This is a genomic window from Priestia flexa NBRC 15715, from assembly GCF_001591565.1.
GTDB lineage: Bacteria > Bacillota > Bacilli > Bacillales > Bacillaceae_H > Priestia > Priestia flexa.
This window is the reverse complement of the sequence record NZ_BCVD01000004.1, coordinates 15,060-29,105: the sequence shown is the minus strand read 5'-3', so window position 1 is coordinate 29,105 and position 14,046 is coordinate 15,060. Positions and strand designations below refer to the sequence as shown.

The 14,046-nt window shown below is 39.2% G+C and carries 17 protein-coding genes, 1 tRNA gene and 1 riboswitch; of the genes, 9 read left to right on the top strand and 9 right to left on the bottom strand.

From position 1 onward, the window contains the following. Nucleotides 1-32: 32 nt before the first annotated feature. From BFL01S_RS01530 to BFL01S_RS01515, 4 genes are all read right to left on the bottom strand, one after another. Nucleotides 33-1,022, bottom strand: coding sequence for an acrylyl-CoA reductase family protein (locus tag BFL01S_RS01530; protein WP_061784699.1), 990 nt, complete (start codon nucleotides 1,020-1,022; stop codon nucleotides 33-35). Between the two features lie 109 nt (nucleotides 1,023-1,131). Continuing rightward, nucleotides 1,132-1,866, bottom strand: a complete 735-nt coding sequence (locus BFL01S_RS01525; protein ID WP_025907822.1) for an amino acid ABC transporter ATP-binding protein — start codon at nucleotides 1,864-1,866, stop codon at nucleotides 1,132-1,134. 30 nt (nucleotides 1,867-1,896) lie between these two features. Then, a complete protein-coding gene (locus tag BFL01S_RS01520; protein ID WP_061784698.1) occupies nucleotides 1,897-2,601 on the bottom strand; it encodes an amino acid ABC transporter permease in 705 nt (234 codons plus the stop codon). Next, nucleotides 2,585-3,397 (bottom strand): amino acid ABC transporter substrate-binding protein, encoded by an 813-nt coding sequence (locus tag BFL01S_RS01515; RefSeq protein WP_061784697.1) that lies wholly within the window; start codon nucleotides 3,395-3,397, stop codon nucleotides 2,585-2,587. The genes BFL01S_RS01520 and BFL01S_RS01515 overlap by 17 nt, the downstream gene beginning before the upstream one ends. A 393-nt stretch (nucleotides 3,398-3,790) precedes the next feature. Between BFL01S_RS01515 and BFL01S_RS01510 the strand changes: the two genes are divergently transcribed. The 7 genes from BFL01S_RS01510 to thiD all read left to right on the top strand — a co-directional run bounded on the left by BFL01S_RS01510 (nucleotide 3,791) and on the right by thiD (nucleotide 8,806). After that, nucleotides 3,791-3,991, top strand: coding sequence for a hypothetical protein (locus tag BFL01S_RS01510; protein ID WP_035319942.1), 201 nt, complete (start codon nucleotides 3,791-3,793; stop codon nucleotides 3,989-3,991). Between the two features lie 84 nt (nucleotides 3,992-4,075). Then, a riboswitch (TPP riboswitch) is annotated at nucleotides 4,076-4,174 on the top strand. An 81-nt stretch (nucleotides 4,175-4,255) separates the two neighbouring features. Next, nucleotides 4,256-4,882 carry a thiazole tautomerase TenI gene (gene tenI, locus BFL01S_RS01505; protein WP_025907819.1) on the top strand — a complete coding sequence of 209 codons (627 nt, stop codon included), beginning with the start codon at nucleotides 4,256-4,258 and terminating at the stop codon, nucleotides 4,880-4,882. Continuing rightward, complete coding sequence (thiO, locus tag BFL01S_RS01500; RefSeq protein ID WP_025907818.1) at nucleotides 4,866-5,993, top strand: glycine oxidase ThiO; 1,128 nt, start codon at nucleotides 4,866-4,868, stop codon at nucleotides 5,991-5,993. The genes tenI and thiO overlap by 17 nt, the downstream gene beginning before the upstream one ends. After that, entirely contained in the window at nucleotides 5,990-6,193 is a 204-nt protein-coding gene (thiS, locus tag BFL01S_RS01495) for a sulfur carrier protein ThiS (protein ID WP_025907817.1), read from the top strand. The genes thiO and thiS overlap by 4 nt, the downstream gene beginning before the upstream one ends. A gap of 5 nt (nucleotides 6,194-6,198) precedes the next feature. Next, nucleotides 6,199-6,966 (top strand): thiazole synthase, encoded by a 768-nt coding sequence (locus BFL01S_RS01490; protein ID WP_025907816.1) that lies wholly within the window; start codon nucleotides 6,199-6,201, stop codon nucleotides 6,964-6,966. After that, a complete protein-coding gene (locus tag BFL01S_RS01485) occupies nucleotides 6,963-7,985 on the top strand; it encodes a thiazole biosynthesis adenylyltransferase ThiF (protein ID WP_061784696.1) in 1,023 nt (340 codons plus the stop codon). Before BFL01S_RS01490 ends, BFL01S_RS01485 begins: the two co-directional genes overlap by 4 nt. A 20-nt stretch (nucleotides 7,986-8,005) precedes the next feature. Then, complete coding sequence (gene thiD, locus BFL01S_RS01480; protein WP_061784695.1) at nucleotides 8,006-8,806, top strand: bifunctional hydroxymethylpyrimidine kinase/phosphomethylpyrimidine kinase; 801 nt, start codon at nucleotides 8,006-8,008, stop codon at nucleotides 8,804-8,806. Nucleotides 8,807-8,855: 49 nt separating this feature from the next. Here thiD and BFL01S_RS01475 read toward each other — a convergent pair whose 3' ends face one another. Beyond that, nucleotides 8,856-9,476, bottom strand: coding sequence for an NAD(P)-dependent oxidoreductase (locus tag BFL01S_RS01475; RefSeq protein WP_025907813.1), 621 nt, complete (start codon nucleotides 9,474-9,476; stop codon nucleotides 8,856-8,858). A gap of 231 nt (nucleotides 9,477-9,707) precedes the next feature. Between BFL01S_RS01475 and BFL01S_RS01470 the strand changes: the two genes are divergently transcribed. After that, nucleotides 9,708-10,991: a hemolysin family protein gene (locus tag BFL01S_RS01470; protein WP_025907812.1), complete on the top strand. Its 1,284-nt coding sequence runs from the start codon at nucleotides 9,708-9,710 to the stop codon at nucleotides 10,989-10,991. 84 nt (nucleotides 10,992-11,075) lie between these two features. On the opposite strand, the gene BFL01S_RS01465 is transcribed toward BFL01S_RS01470, so the two are convergent. Then, nucleotides 11,076-11,297 (bottom strand): alpha/beta-type small acid-soluble spore protein, encoded by a 222-nt coding sequence (locus tag BFL01S_RS01465; RefSeq protein ID WP_025907811.1) that lies wholly within the window; start codon nucleotides 11,295-11,297, stop codon nucleotides 11,076-11,078. Between the two features lie 38 nt (nucleotides 11,298-11,335). Beyond that, nucleotides 11,336-11,411, bottom strand: a tRNA-OTHER gene (locus BFL01S_RS20265). A 172-nt stretch (nucleotides 11,412-11,583) separates the two neighbouring features. Here BFL01S_RS20265 and BFL01S_RS01460 point away from each other — a divergent pair. Further along, nucleotides 11,584-11,826, top strand: a complete 243-nt coding sequence (locus BFL01S_RS01460) for a hypothetical protein (RefSeq protein ID WP_025907810.1) — start codon at nucleotides 11,584-11,586, stop codon at nucleotides 11,824-11,826. Between the two features lie 36 nt (nucleotides 11,827-11,862). Here the strand turns inward: BFL01S_RS01460 and BFL01S_RS01455 are convergent, their stop codons facing one another. Then, nucleotides 11,863-12,972: an ABC transporter ATP-binding protein gene (locus BFL01S_RS01455; RefSeq protein WP_025907809.1), complete on the bottom strand. Its 1,110-nt coding sequence runs from the start codon at nucleotides 12,970-12,972 to the stop codon at nucleotides 11,863-11,865. A gap of 150 nt (nucleotides 12,973-13,122) precedes the next feature. Beyond that, entirely contained in the window at nucleotides 13,123-14,022 is a 900-nt protein-coding gene (locus BFL01S_RS01450; RefSeq protein WP_061784694.1) for a PucR family transcriptional regulator, read from the bottom strand. Between the last annotated feature and the right edge of the window lie 24 nt (nucleotides 14,023-14,046).

Here is a 14,046-nt window from a genome sequence, read left to right as displayed (position 1 = left end):
AGGAGAAGCATTCGCTTCTCCTTTTAGCGTATTTACAGTTTAATGAGGATACGACCTTGAGCCTTTCCTTCAAGCAGTGTTGGAAGATGGTTCGGTACATCATTAAGAGAGATTTCTTCTTGAATGAAGTCTTCAAGCTGATAGGGCTTAAAAGTTGTTGCTAGCAGCCTCCATGTCTCGTTTCGAAGGGACATTGGGCAATAGACAGAATCAATACCGAGTAAGTTCACACCACGTAAAATGAATGGGAAAACTGTAGTTGGGACAGCTGTTCCAGCCGTTAAGCCACTAGCTGCAACAGACCCACCGTATTGAAGTTGTGATAGCACGCTTGCGAGCGTTTCACCGCCTACGCTATCGACTGCAGCAGCCCACTTTCCTTTGGCGAGTGCTTTGATCTTTCCGTTGTAAACATCTTCTCTAGTTAAAAGAGTGGTAGCCCCAAGATTGGTTAAATAGGTGGCACTAGAAGATTTTCCAGAGCTCGCAGCAACCTCATAGCCCAGCGTTGATAAAATAGAAACCGCAAAGCTTCCCACACCACCTGTAGCGCCAGTGACTAGGACAGGACCATCTTGTGGTTTCAAGCCCGAATCAATTAGCTTCTTTACAGATAAAGCAGCCGTAAAACCAGCTGTTCCAATTATCATAGCTTCTTTTAAGGTTAATCCATCGGGAAGAGGGACAATCCAGTCGGCAGGAATACGAGCGTATTCACTATAGCCACCGTAATGAGACACTCCAATTTCATAGCTGGTTGCAATCACTTCATCACCGCTTTTAAAGCGAGGGTTATCCGAAGTAACAACCGTACCTGCTAAATCAATTCCTGGTACAAATGGATACGCTTTGACGATATTTCCATTGGGAATGCTAGCTAGGCTATCCTTATAATTGATACCTGAATAGTGAACTTTAATGAGGACATCACCTTGTGGTAAATCATCAAGTGTGAGCGTTTTGATATGAGAATGAACCTGTTCTTCTTCTTTTGTTAATACAAGAGCTTTAAAATTTTGCATGTCCTCTTGTCTCCTTTCATATCATAAATCTTATGTTTATTATAAAAGACAAAAAGTCAAAAGTATAATGTAATGCAGATAATGAAAAAGACTGCGGTTAAGCAGCCTTTTACTGAATCATATTTAAAAAGCGACGAGTTCGCTCTTCTTTAGGTTTTTGGAAGATCTCTTCTGGTGTTCCACGCTCCATAATAACGCCTTGGTCCATAAAGATTACTTCATCTGCCACTTCGCGAGCAAAGCGCATTTCATGTGTAACCACGACCATGGTCATACCTTCTTTTGCTAAATCTTTCATAGCTTTTAGCACATCACCTACAAGCTCAGGGTCTAAAGCAGATGTAGGCTCATCAAATAGCATGACTTTAGGATCCATAGCCATTGCACGCGCGATACCCACACGCTGCTGTTGTCCTCCTGATAATTGAAATGGATAAAAGTTCACTTTGTCTCCTAGACCAACTTTTTGTAGTAGGGAAACAGCGCGCTCTTTTGCCTTTTGTTTTGGAACACCTTTTACAATAACAGGTCCTTCCATGACATTTTCAAGCGCTGTTTTGTGAGGAAACAAATTGTAGCTTTGAAAAACCATTCCCGTTAAGCTGCGAAAAGACGTTATCTTTTGCTTCGGTAAATTTTTCTCAAAGCTGACTTCTTGGTTATCGATGATGATTTTACCATTAGTAGGAAGTTCCAGTAAGTTTAAACAGCGAAGAAACGTTGTTTTTCCGGAACCTGAAGGACCAATTAGAACCACTACTTTACCTTGCTCTATGTTTAAATCAATTCCTCGCAATACGTGTAAATCATCAAATGATTTATGAAGGTTCGTAATGTTAATCACGCTAATAAACTCCTTTTTTAATACGGTTATCTATCTTGAGACATAACGGTCAAGCTTTGCTTCAATGCGTCCTTGAACAATGGAAAGAATGGTACACATAATCCAATATAAGAGAGCTGCTTCCGTATAAAGTAGTAAAAATTCATAGTTTGTGGCCGCAATCTCTTGTGCTCGACGAAACATTTCGGTTACTAAAATAAGAGATGCTAACGACGTATCTTTAATAAGGCTAATGAATGAATTTGATAGCGGCGGAATCGATACGCGCGCGGCTTGAGGTAAAATAATACGTTTTAAAGCTTGAGCGTATGTCATGCCGATTGAATAGCCGGCTTCCCATTGACCTTTAGGAATGGATAAGATGGCAGCACGAATAATCTCAGATGCGTATGCGCCCACGTTTAATGAAAAGCCAATGATTGCAGCAATAAATGGATCAATTGTAATGTCTAGCGTTGGCAATCCATAGAAAATAATAAATAATTGCACAAGTAAAGGTGTCCCACGAATAAGTGACACGTATACGCGCGCAATTATAGTAAATATTTTTATAGAAGATAAGCGACCAAGCGCTGTAAGAATAGCTAAAATAAGGCCTAATACAAATGAAATAAGCGTTAGTGGAATGGTATATTGAATAGCTCCCTCTATCATTGGATAGAGGGAGGATTGAGCGATAGAGAGTAAGCGCTCTGCACGCTCAGGGTCAGTAAAGATACTATTTAGGAGAAACATCTTCACCAAACCATTTCTCAGAAATTTTAGCGTATGTGCCGTCTTCTTGCATATCTGCTAAAGCTTTATTTACTTCTTCCACTAACTTACCGCTATCTTTGCGAAACATTAATCCACTTGCTGATGCATCTTCTGCTTCATCCACAATTTTTACAGGTGCATTTGGACGCTGCTTTTTATAGTCTAAGAATGATAATTTATCATTAATTGTACCGTCTACACGTTTTGAAACGATTAGTTCTGCTGATTGCGTGAATCCTTCAACACCCACTAGCTCAGCTTCATATTTTTTTGCTAAATCAGCATAGTTACTTGTGAGTGATTGTGCTGATTTTTTACCTTTCATGTCTTCAAATGATTTAACATCATTATTGTCTTCACGAACAACCAGCACCGCTGCAGACTCAATGTATGGGTCAGAGAAGTCGTATTTTTCTTCACGGTCTGGGCGAATTCCAACTTGGTTAGCAATCATGTCAAAGCGCTTTGCGTCTAGACCAGCAAACATTCCATCCCACTGTGTTTCTTTAAATTCAGCTTTCACGCCAAGACGTTTTGCAACTTCTTGTGCAATTTCAACGTCAAAGCCTGTTAGCTTATTAGCGTCGTCATGGAACGTAAATGGAGGATACGTACCTTCTGTTCCAATTGTCAGAACGCCATCCTCTTTTACTTTTTCGTATAAATCTTGATCACTTTTACTTGCGTTATTTGTTTCTTTGTCATTTGAGCCACAAGCTGCTAGGACAACTGTGAACGCTAATAAAAGGAATAAAAATGCAACTGATTTTTTCATTTTTTGTTAAACCCCCAGTAATTTGATAGGAATTATATTTCTTGATAGCGTAATTGATATTAAACAAGAAGAAGTTAAAAGTCAATAAAAAAACTTCTAATAGATAGTATGGCTTTTCTCAATGGGTTTATGTACTTTGTAGACCATCAGAAAAAGGGTGAAGACTAAAAAAGGAAGAGGGGGCTTAGCACATTTAAGATGATTAGTTTAAGGGTAAAAAGGAAAGGGAATAAGTAGATAGCCGATGATACTTTAACAAACGTGACGCTCTTCTCTTATCGTTTTTGGGACAATTGTTTTATTTTGATCAGATATTCCTTACTCATACTCGAAACTTGTTATAATAGAGAGAAGAGCATTGAAATTAGGATTTGAAAAGTGGAGATAAGTTTAATGAGAAAACGTGAAGTATGGAAATATATTTTATTGATTGTAACAATTGCGGGACAAGTCATTAGTTTTATCTTTTTAATGGTCAACAGTATAGCTGCTTTGTTATTCTACGGATTTTATATTTTAACATTTGCCATCTTACTGAGCTCATTTCTGTGGGAAGAGCATAGGGAAAAAGAAAAAGAGCTCGAAGATTATTAGCTCAATACATGAGAAAAACGGTCCAGTAGGTTGTAATCACTCACAAATATGTTATACTTCTAAATGAAAAGTGAAAATATTAGAAAAAATCACTAGGGGAGCCTTTATGGCTGAGACGAAAAATTCGGACCCTTTGAACCTGATCTGGTTTGTACCAGCGTAGGGAAGTGGATGAGCCATGTTTACATAATTAATGCATGCCAAACCACTCTACGTTGTAGAGTGGTTTTTTTACGTTTATGTCGAAATAAAGGTGAGGATGCTATGGTACCCAAGTTACACGCTGTGTCAACAGGGAAACAGCCTCTTGAACAGCTTTTGAAAATTATCAGAGACATTGAACCATATGTAGGAGCTATCCATATTCGAGAAAAAGAGCGAACGGCACGAGAGTTAGAAGTGCTTATTGGAGACCTGAAAAAAGAAGTTCCGGCTTCAAAGCTAATTGTTAACGATCGAGTAGATGTAGCTTTTGCTGCTCAAGTCAAAGGTGTGCATTTGGCTTATCACAGTCTAAGTGCTCAAGGAGTAAAAGCACATTTTCAGCAATTGATTGTTGGTAAATCTGTACACAGCGTTAAAGAAGCAAAGGAAGCTGAACAATCAGGCGTCGACTATGTCATTTATGGTCATATCTATCCATCGCAATCAAAACTGGGTCAAACACCTCGGGGACTTGAACAGCTGAAACAAGTCGTTGATTCAGTGCAGATACCGGTAATTGCAATCGGGGGAGTTATGCCTTGCAATGTAAGAGAGGTATTGAGTACAGGGGCACATGGCGTCGCTGTCATGGCTGGTGTATTTAAAGATGAAAACCCGTTACAAGCGGCAAAGGAATACGGTGAACAACTACGAAAGTGGAGTGATACATATGGAGGCACATTATGATGCGCTCGTTATTGGTGGTGGAGTTATTGGAGCTTCAACTGCGTATCAGCTTTCTAAAATGGGGTATAAGGTAGCCATTTTGGAAAAAAATCAGATTGGTTGTGAAGCATCGGGAGCAGCTGCTGGAATATTAGGAGCACAAGCTGAAATTGATGAAGAAGGGCCTCTTTTGGAACTAGCCATTCGAAGTAGAGCACTTTTTCCGAATCTGGTAGCTGAATTAAAAGAAAAAACAAATATTGATGTTGAGCTCATTCAAAAAGGCTTGTTAAAAGTAGCAACAACTGAAGCTGAAGCAAACGTGCTACAAGACAAAGCGGAGCGCCACAGACGGTGGGATTCAGACGTTAGGTGGTTATCTCCTGACGCAGCAAGTGAAGCTGAACCGCTCTTAACCCCTGATACATACGGGGCGATTAGCATCCCAAAAGATGGACAGCTGATGCCAGCTAAGCTAACTCATGCTTTGGCACACGGAGCTTTATACCATCAAGCGGCAATTTATGAGAACTGTCATGTCCATCACTTTATATACGATAACAAAAAGGTAGTTGGCGTTCGGACATCAGCGGGCAACTTTTACAGCGACCAAGTGATGGTAAGTGCAGGTGCTTGGACAAAAGAGCTGGTGGCCGCTATTCATCCAAAGCATCTGTTTCCTATTAAAGGTGAGTGTATATCTCTCACGACGAATCAGCCAAGCATTCAAAAGACTATTTTTTTAGATGAAGGATTTTATATTGTTCCAAAAGCAGGAGGAAGAGTAGTGATTGGAGCTACAAAGCGCGCCCATGATTACACGAAGCACGTATCTGCAGAAGCTATTGAATTTCTAATTAGCAAAGCGATTTCTCTCGTTCCATCACTTGCAAATGCATCGTTTGAAAAAGCATGGGCAGGACTTCGTCCGCAAACAGTAGATGGGTGGCCGTATTTAGGACAGCACCCTGAGCTAGATAATGTTTACTTAGCTTGTGGGCACTACCGAAACGGTATTTTACTAAGTGCGATTACAGGGAAAATTATGGCGGAACAAATGATGGGTGAACATCCAAAACATTCCTTTTTTACGGCTTTTCGCTTACAAAGAGAAATGGAGGGAACGTATTGAACTTAATAATTAATGGGAAAAGCGTTGATATAGATTCCTCAATTCAGACGGTTTCTCAACTATTGGAATCAAGAGATTTACACGAGAAAGTGGTTATTGTCGAGTTAAATAAAAAAATTTTACAAAAGCAAGATCATGAAAAAGCGTTGCTATCAGAAGGCGATTTATTAGAGATTGTTTCATTTGTAGGAGGAGGATGAAAGTTATGTTGAAAATAGGAAAATATGAATTTGCATCTCGTTTGCTTTTAGGTACAGGGAAGTTTCCAGATTACACAACGCAGCGTCAAGCAGTGGAAGAATCAGAAACAGAAATTTTAACATTTGCAGTGAGAAGAATGGATATTTTTGATCAGTCTCAGCCTAACTTACTTGAAGCTCTTGATGTTAAAAGATTTACGCTCTTACCAAATACAGCTGGAGCCAAAAATGCTGAAGAAGCTGTTCGGATTGCAAAGTTGGCAAAAGCATCTGGGCTGTGTGATATGGTCAAGGTTGAAGTAATTGGCTGTGATAAAACGCTATTGCCAGACCCAATTGAAACATTAAAAGCAAGTGAAGAATTGCTAAAAGAAGGATTTACAGTGTTAACGTATACGTCTGATGATGTTGTACTTGCTAGAAGACTCGAGGAATTAGGCGTTCATGCTATTATGCCTGGAGCTTCTCCAATTGGATCAGGACAAGGAATTATTAACCCGCTGAACCTGCAGTTTATTATTGAGCAATCTAATGTGCCTGTGATTGTAGATGCGGGTATCGGTACAGCTTCTGATGCTGCCAAAGCAATGGAGTTAGGTGCAGATGGTGTTCTACTAAACACGGCTGTATCAGGTGCAAAAGATCCTGTAAAAATGGCTCGCGCGATGAAGCTTGCAATCGAAGCGGGGCGTGATGCTTACTTAGCTGGTCGCATTCCATTTAAAGAATATGCGGTAGCCAGTAGCCCAACAGAAGGGATGAGCATCGGGTGACAGCGCGCTATTCACGTCAAGAGCTCTTTTCTCCAATAGGTAAAGAAGGACAGAAAAAGTTATCACAAAAGCATGTCTTATTAATTGGAGCAGGTGCGTTAGGGACAGGAAATGCGGAAGCGCTTGTTCGAGCCGGAGTTGGAAAGTTAACAATAATTGACCGAGATTATGTGGAGTGGAGTAATTTGCAGCGTCAGCAGCTTTATAGCGAGAGGGATGCAGCTAATCGTATTCCAAAAGCAGTAGCTGCTTCGGAAAGGCTCGTCGAAATTAACGGAGATGTTGATATTGAAGCGCACGTAGCGGACGGGACTCCTCAATTTATTGAACAGCTGTTGGTAAACGTGGATTTAATAATCGATGCTACGGATAACTTTGATACACGGCTTGTGATAAATGACTTATCACAAAAACACCGAATTCCCTGGATTTATGGAGCATGTGTGGGGAGCTATGGAATTAGCTATACGATTGTTCCTAGAGAAACCCCATGCTTAGCATGTTTGCTGGAATCAGTACCTTTAGGTGGAGTTACGTGCGATACGGTAGGGATTATTAGCCCTGCTGTCCAAATGGTTGTTTCACATCAAGTCACGGAGGCACTAAAGATTCTTGTAGAAGATCATGAGGCGCTACGGTCACAGCTAGTATCATTTGACGTTTGGAGAAATGAATACCGTACCATAAATGTTCATGCTCTAAAATCGGATGAATGTTCATCGTGTGGTCAACACCCAGTTTTTCCTGCGCTTCAATTTGAAAACCAGTTAAAAACAGCGGTACTATGCGGACGTGATACTGTACAAATTCGCCCTGCAAAGGCAACAAAAGCACCTAACATAGTGGAGTTAGAACAGCATTTAAAAGGTAAAGGGTACCGAGTGGACCGAAATCCGTATCTTTTGTCCGTAGCAATTGATGATTATCGCCTTGTTGTGTTTCAAGATGGAAGAATCTTTGTACACGGCACAAAAGATACAGTAGAAGCAAAGAATCTTTATCACCGTTATATCGGGTAAATGACGAAAGGAAGATTTTTATGAGTGTAGCAAAAGCATTGACAATCGCTGGCTCTGATAGCGGAGGAGGAGCCGGAATTCAAGCAGACTTAAAAACATTTCAAGAGCGTAAGGTATTTGGAATGTCCGCTATCACAGCAGTAACGGCTCAAAACACTTTAGGTGTTCAAGGTGTGTATCCGTTAACTGAAGAAGCAATTGCCACGCAAATTGATTCAGTTGTTACTGATTTGCGTCCGGATGCTATTAAGACTGGCATGATTTTTAGCTCTGATATTATTCGTATTGTTGCGGATAAGCTACGTAAGTATGAACTGAAAAATGTAGTAGTGGATCCGGTTATGATTGCAAAAGGGGGACAATCACTACTTCAGCAAGAAGCTATTGCTGCGCTAAATGATGTACTGTTACCATTATCTGAAGTCGTGACGCCTAATATTCCTGAAGCAGAAATTATGACGGGATATGAAATTACAACAATGGAACAGCGCAAAGAAGCAGCCAAAAGTCTTCATAGCCTTGGAGTGAAAAATGTGGTGATAAAAGGGGGACATGACAAATCACAAGAGGAGATGGTTGACTTAGTGTACGACGGTCAGTTCTTTCATGAAATTGTTCATAAGCGTGTAGATACGAAGCATACGCATGGAACAGGTTGTACGTTTGCTGCTTGTATAGCAGCCGAGTTAGCTAAAGGGACAACTCTTCTAGAATCCGTTCAGCTTGCTTCAGATTTTGTTCATGCTGCGATTAAGGACACGTTACAAATTGGAAGCGGGCATGGACCTACAAACCATTGGGCTTATCGCAAGCTTACGTAAAACAACATGACAGCAAAAAGCAGCATCTCTACTTTTGAGATGCTGTTTACTATTCACTCAGACCCACTCGGCAACGGATAAATTGAGGATCTAACAGTTCTTTATAAATAAAATGAGCGGTGTCACCTGTGGATATTTTTTTTTCATCTAAGGGAAGGACGTTTTTTTCAACGCGGTAGCGCTCTGTAATATGTCCATCAGGTAAGTAAGTAGGGCATACAATCGTCCAAAGAAGGTTACTCTCTTTCAAGGTCAGAAACCCTTTTAGGTGATCTTCAGCAGCTCTTGTAAGCTTACGCTTTGATTCACTAGACTGAAATCTGTATAGTGAAGGTTCCGTTCGTGTTTGTAAAATCCCTGCTGTGCCGACAGTAATAATTCGTTCAATACCTTGATTATTCATTGCTTTCACAATAACAGGCATGCTTTCTGAAATAACGTTAGCTCCGTCTGTACCAAGTGTACTAATGACAACGTCTTGCCCGTGAAATAAGCAATCCAGCACTTTTTCTTCACGAGCGTCTCCTTCAATGACTGTGAGGTTAGCATGTGAAATAGATAGGCGCTGTATGTTCCGAACCAAAGCTTTTACTTTGTGATTGTTTTCCAATAATAGTTCAAGAAGCTGTTGGCCAACGCGGCCTGTTGTGCCTAATAAAGCAATGTTCATATCTCATCTCTCCTTTATGTAAATATACGAAGGGCATGAATCTTTTTTCATAGAATATAATAAAATAGTTTCTAGAAATAACCAAATGAAAAATGGTTTGTAATAGCAGTTGACATTCATTTTCAAATAAGAAGGTTTCTGATATGATATATTTGTACTATTTTGCACTAAAAGGTAAACGCAATTATGTAGTATAAAATTTTATTATTTTTTTAGGAGAGTGAATGACCTTTGGTAGACCTACCCCTGAGTCAAATTATTTTGTTGGCAGTTCTTATCTTATTATCAGCTTTCTTTTCATCTGCTGAGACAGCTTTTTCGAGCGTAAATAAAATACGTCTGAAAAACTATGCTGATGAAAAAAGACGAGGAAGCAAAAAAGCGCTGTTGATTACTGAAAACTTTGACCAAGCGTTATCCACCATTTTAATTGGAAACAACATTGTAAATATTGCTGCATCGTCTATTTCGGCGAAAGTAGCAATTGATTTATTCGGCGGTAATTCAGCGCTTGTCATCAGTACAGTAGTTATGACCATTTTAATTTTAATCTTTGGTGAAGTATTACCTAAATCATTAGCAAAAGAGCATGCGGAAAGCTTCACATTGATGATATCCGGTATTTTATACTTTTTAATCAAAGTACTAACACCAATCTCTTATCTCTTTGTTTTGCTGAAGTCTGGTGTGTCAAAGCTATTTACAGGTAAAGAATATAGCCCTTCGGTTACTGAAGAAGAAATTAAAGTAATGGTTGATTTAAGTGAAGAAGAAGGCGTTATTGATAATCAAGAAAAAGAGCTTGTTCATCGTTCGTTAGAGTTTAATGAAATTGTTGTTGGACAAATTCTTAAACCAAGAATCGATATGGTAGCGATAGAGGTCAATCAGCCGATTGATGAAATAAAAGAAATCTTTTTAGAAGAACGATATTCGCGAATTCCAGTTTATGAGGACAATATTGACAATATTATTGGGATTTTATCAGAGCGCGATTTTTTAACATACTTAGTTCAAGAAAAAGAAGTAAATCTTCGTGAATTAGTACGTGAGCCAATGTTTGTAGTCGAATCAATGAAGATTTCTGTTTTACTACCTGAATTGCAGAAGAACAAAGTACATATGGCAATCGTTGTAGATGAATTTGGTGGCACTTCCGGTCTAGTGACGCTTGAAGATATTTTAGAAGAAATAGTAGGCGAAATTTGGGATGAACATGATGAAGCTGTTCGCTATGTTGATCAAATTAGTGAAACAGAATTTGAATTTAATACAGAAATTCCGCTTGATGATTTCTTAAAGTATGTTGAGGTACCGGCACCAGAAAGTTCTTACCATACGCTTGGCGGCTGGATTTTCGAACAATTTGAACGAGTTCCTGTTGCAGGAGATTTCTTTAGTTATGAAGGCGTAACGTTTACAATTAAAGAGGTTGAAAATCGTCGGATTCGTAAAGTCAACGTTCAAATTCAGTCAATGTTAAACAACGAAAGCGAAATGGAAGTAGCAGACTAAAGACGGTATCTTACTGTCGTGAAAATAAAGAGCACCTCAACAGCTGTTGAGGTGCTCTAGCCATGTTATAAAATTGTGTAAATATTAGTACTTGCCGCCACCTAATTGTTGCTCAGCTAATTGTACTAAGCGCTTAGTGATTTCGCCACCAACAGATCCGTTTGCACGAGCTGTTGTGTCTGGCCCTAAGTTTACGCCAAATTCACTTGCGATTTCGAATTTCATTTGATCGATAGCAGCTTGAGCTCCAGGTGCTACTAACTTGTTTGATGAATTGCTGTTTGATGCTTTTTGGTAGTTTGCCATGTTTATTCATCTCCTCGTTAGATAAAATAATAGTAGTATGGTTGAGCTAGCTGGAATTGAACCAGCGTGGATAAGTTTAGCAAGAAACTTATCTGCCTACCTAGGCGTAGCCCAGTAGTAGATGTTTGCTTTGTTGTTACTAGTAGTATGATAAAGCATTCAAAAGTTTATACATCAGAAAATATTAGTAATTATTGGTAAATTAAAGGAAAATCAGTAGAGTAGAAATAATGGAGTTGCACATATTATGTATATCTTATCGAAGTGAAGAAGGGGTAAGGAAATGATGCATATATGTGAGCTTTGCAATGGGCTGTCCACTTTATCTGAATATTGTAAGGTATGTGGCTATGAGTTAAGCGATATGGGAAAGGTTAGCGACTATTTCGATGATTACAGCGCGTATATGGAAATTGATGAATTAAAGCTTGAAAATGGCATTTCAAATGATTACGTGCAGCATATGTGCACACATTTTTTCTATTGTCAGAGATGTCAGCACGAAGAGATTAAGTTCATTAAAGAATAAAAAAGAGAAGAGTTTTTCCTCTTCTCTTTTTTATTCTTATTCTTTTTCTGCACGAATGCGGCTTTCTGTTTCCGCGTCAAAGAAGTGAGCTTTATTTAAGTCTAATGCTAAAGTAAGCTTTTGCTGGGCTTTTACTTCAGAACGAGCGTCTACGCGAGCGACGAAGTCTTGTTCGCCAATTTTAGCATAAACCATTGTTTCAGCTCCCATTAGCTCCGACACATCAACATTAACGGTTACTTTTGTGCCAGCTGAAGCTTCAATGAAGACAGGCTCGTCATGGAAATCTTCAGGACGAATACCTAGGATAACTTCTTTATTTACATAACCTTGGTCACGTAATACTTTCATTTTTCCTTCTGGAACTGCCAGAACAGAATCGCCTACCGTAATTTTACCATCTGATAAGTTTCCTTTTAGGAAGTTCATTGCAGGTGAACCAATAAATCCGCCTACGAATACGTTTTCTGGCTTTTCATATACCTCTTTAGGCGTTCCGACCTGTTGGATAATACCGTCTTTCATAACAACTAAGCGACTAGCCATTGTCATTGCTTCCGTTTGATCATGCGTAACGTAAATTGTTGTTGTACCTAAGCGTTGGTGCAACTTAGCAATTTCAGAGCGCATTTGCACGCGAAGTTTTGCATCTAAGTTTGATAGCGGCTCATCCATTAAAAATACTTTTGCATCACGAACGATTGCACGTCCTAATGCTACACGCTGACGCTGACCTCCTGATAAAGCTTTTGGCTTACGATCTAGGTATTGTTCTAACCCAAGAATGCGCGCAGCATCTTTTACACGACGGTCAATTTCATCTTTTGGAAGTTTACGAAGCTTTAATCCAAACGCCATGTTGTCATATACAGTCATATGAGGATATAATGCGTAGTTTTGGAATACCATCGCAATATCGCGGTCTTTTGGAGCAACGTCGTTCACGCGCTTATCATCAATATAGAAATCACCTTGTGAAATTTCTTCTAAACCTGCTACCATACGTAGAGTTGTTGATTTACCGCAGCCAGATGGCCCAACAAATACGATAAACTCTTTGTCTTCAATATGAAGATTAAAATCTTTTACAGCCGTTACGTTTTTATCATAAATTTTATAAATATGCTCTAATTTTAATTCAGCCATTTCTCATTCTCCCCCTTGAATATGTGCCCTTGTTATTATGAAACCGCTTTCTGTATGAATAGTGTACGATGAATAGAAAAACTGGTAAATGGAAGATGTGCACAAAAAAATGAAAAGGTTTTCGTGCATGTTTACGAAAACCTTTTCATTTTATTGATTTAGAGACTCAGCTGCTAAGATAGCAAGGTAAGCTGAAACGGCCCCTTGAAAGTTTTTAATATCTAAATCCGTTCGGTCAATAAACTTATCAATGCGATACTGCAAGCTGTTCCGGTGCATGTATAGCTTCTTTGCAGCAAGTGATACATTCAGGTTGCACTCTAAATAACATTTAACAGTGTTAAGCAAAGTTTCATCATCTTTTATTAACGATAAAATGGTATTCATTTGTTCCTTGGCAGCGGGAGACATCTCTTTAATCAACCAATAGGGGAGCGTCGTTGAAAGCTTGATCACCTTTTCTTTTTCAAACACTTTTTGAACTTGTTCAAACCAGCTTTTCTCCATGTGAAAAGCACGAGAGGGTGAGAAAGGAAAAGAGTGCAGCTGTCCTTCAAAAAACTGCATATCACTTTCAAAGTCATGTGATAAAATTGTTACGCTGTCCTGTAAATCTCTTGTTAATTCTGATGAGTCCGCTACTTTTTCAATAATTACTCCGCTTTGTAAGTTGTCCCATAAGATGGTAATGGGCGTTGCATACATGGATGAAAGGGCATCTTCAAACTCTGTGTGCTGTTCAAACAAACGTTTAATTGAAAAGTAAGTAAAGCGAATAAGCTTGAATTTATCCAGCTCATCTATCACCGCAGGCTTGTCTTCGAATAGTAGCTGATACCAATATGATTGTTCTGCTGACAGCGTGGTGGTCATTGCTTCGTAAGGAATAAGAAACGCTGAGAGTAGAGCAAGTTCCTTCTCAGAAAGTGCGTCTTGTTCAATTCCAATAAAATGATATCCATCGCTTCGAAACCATTTATATTGGTGAAAGTGGTAGGGAACATCTGAATATAGTAGTTTATTGCCAAAGATGCTTTTTAGTTGCTCCATCATGAAACTCCTTTCTGCTCTGTA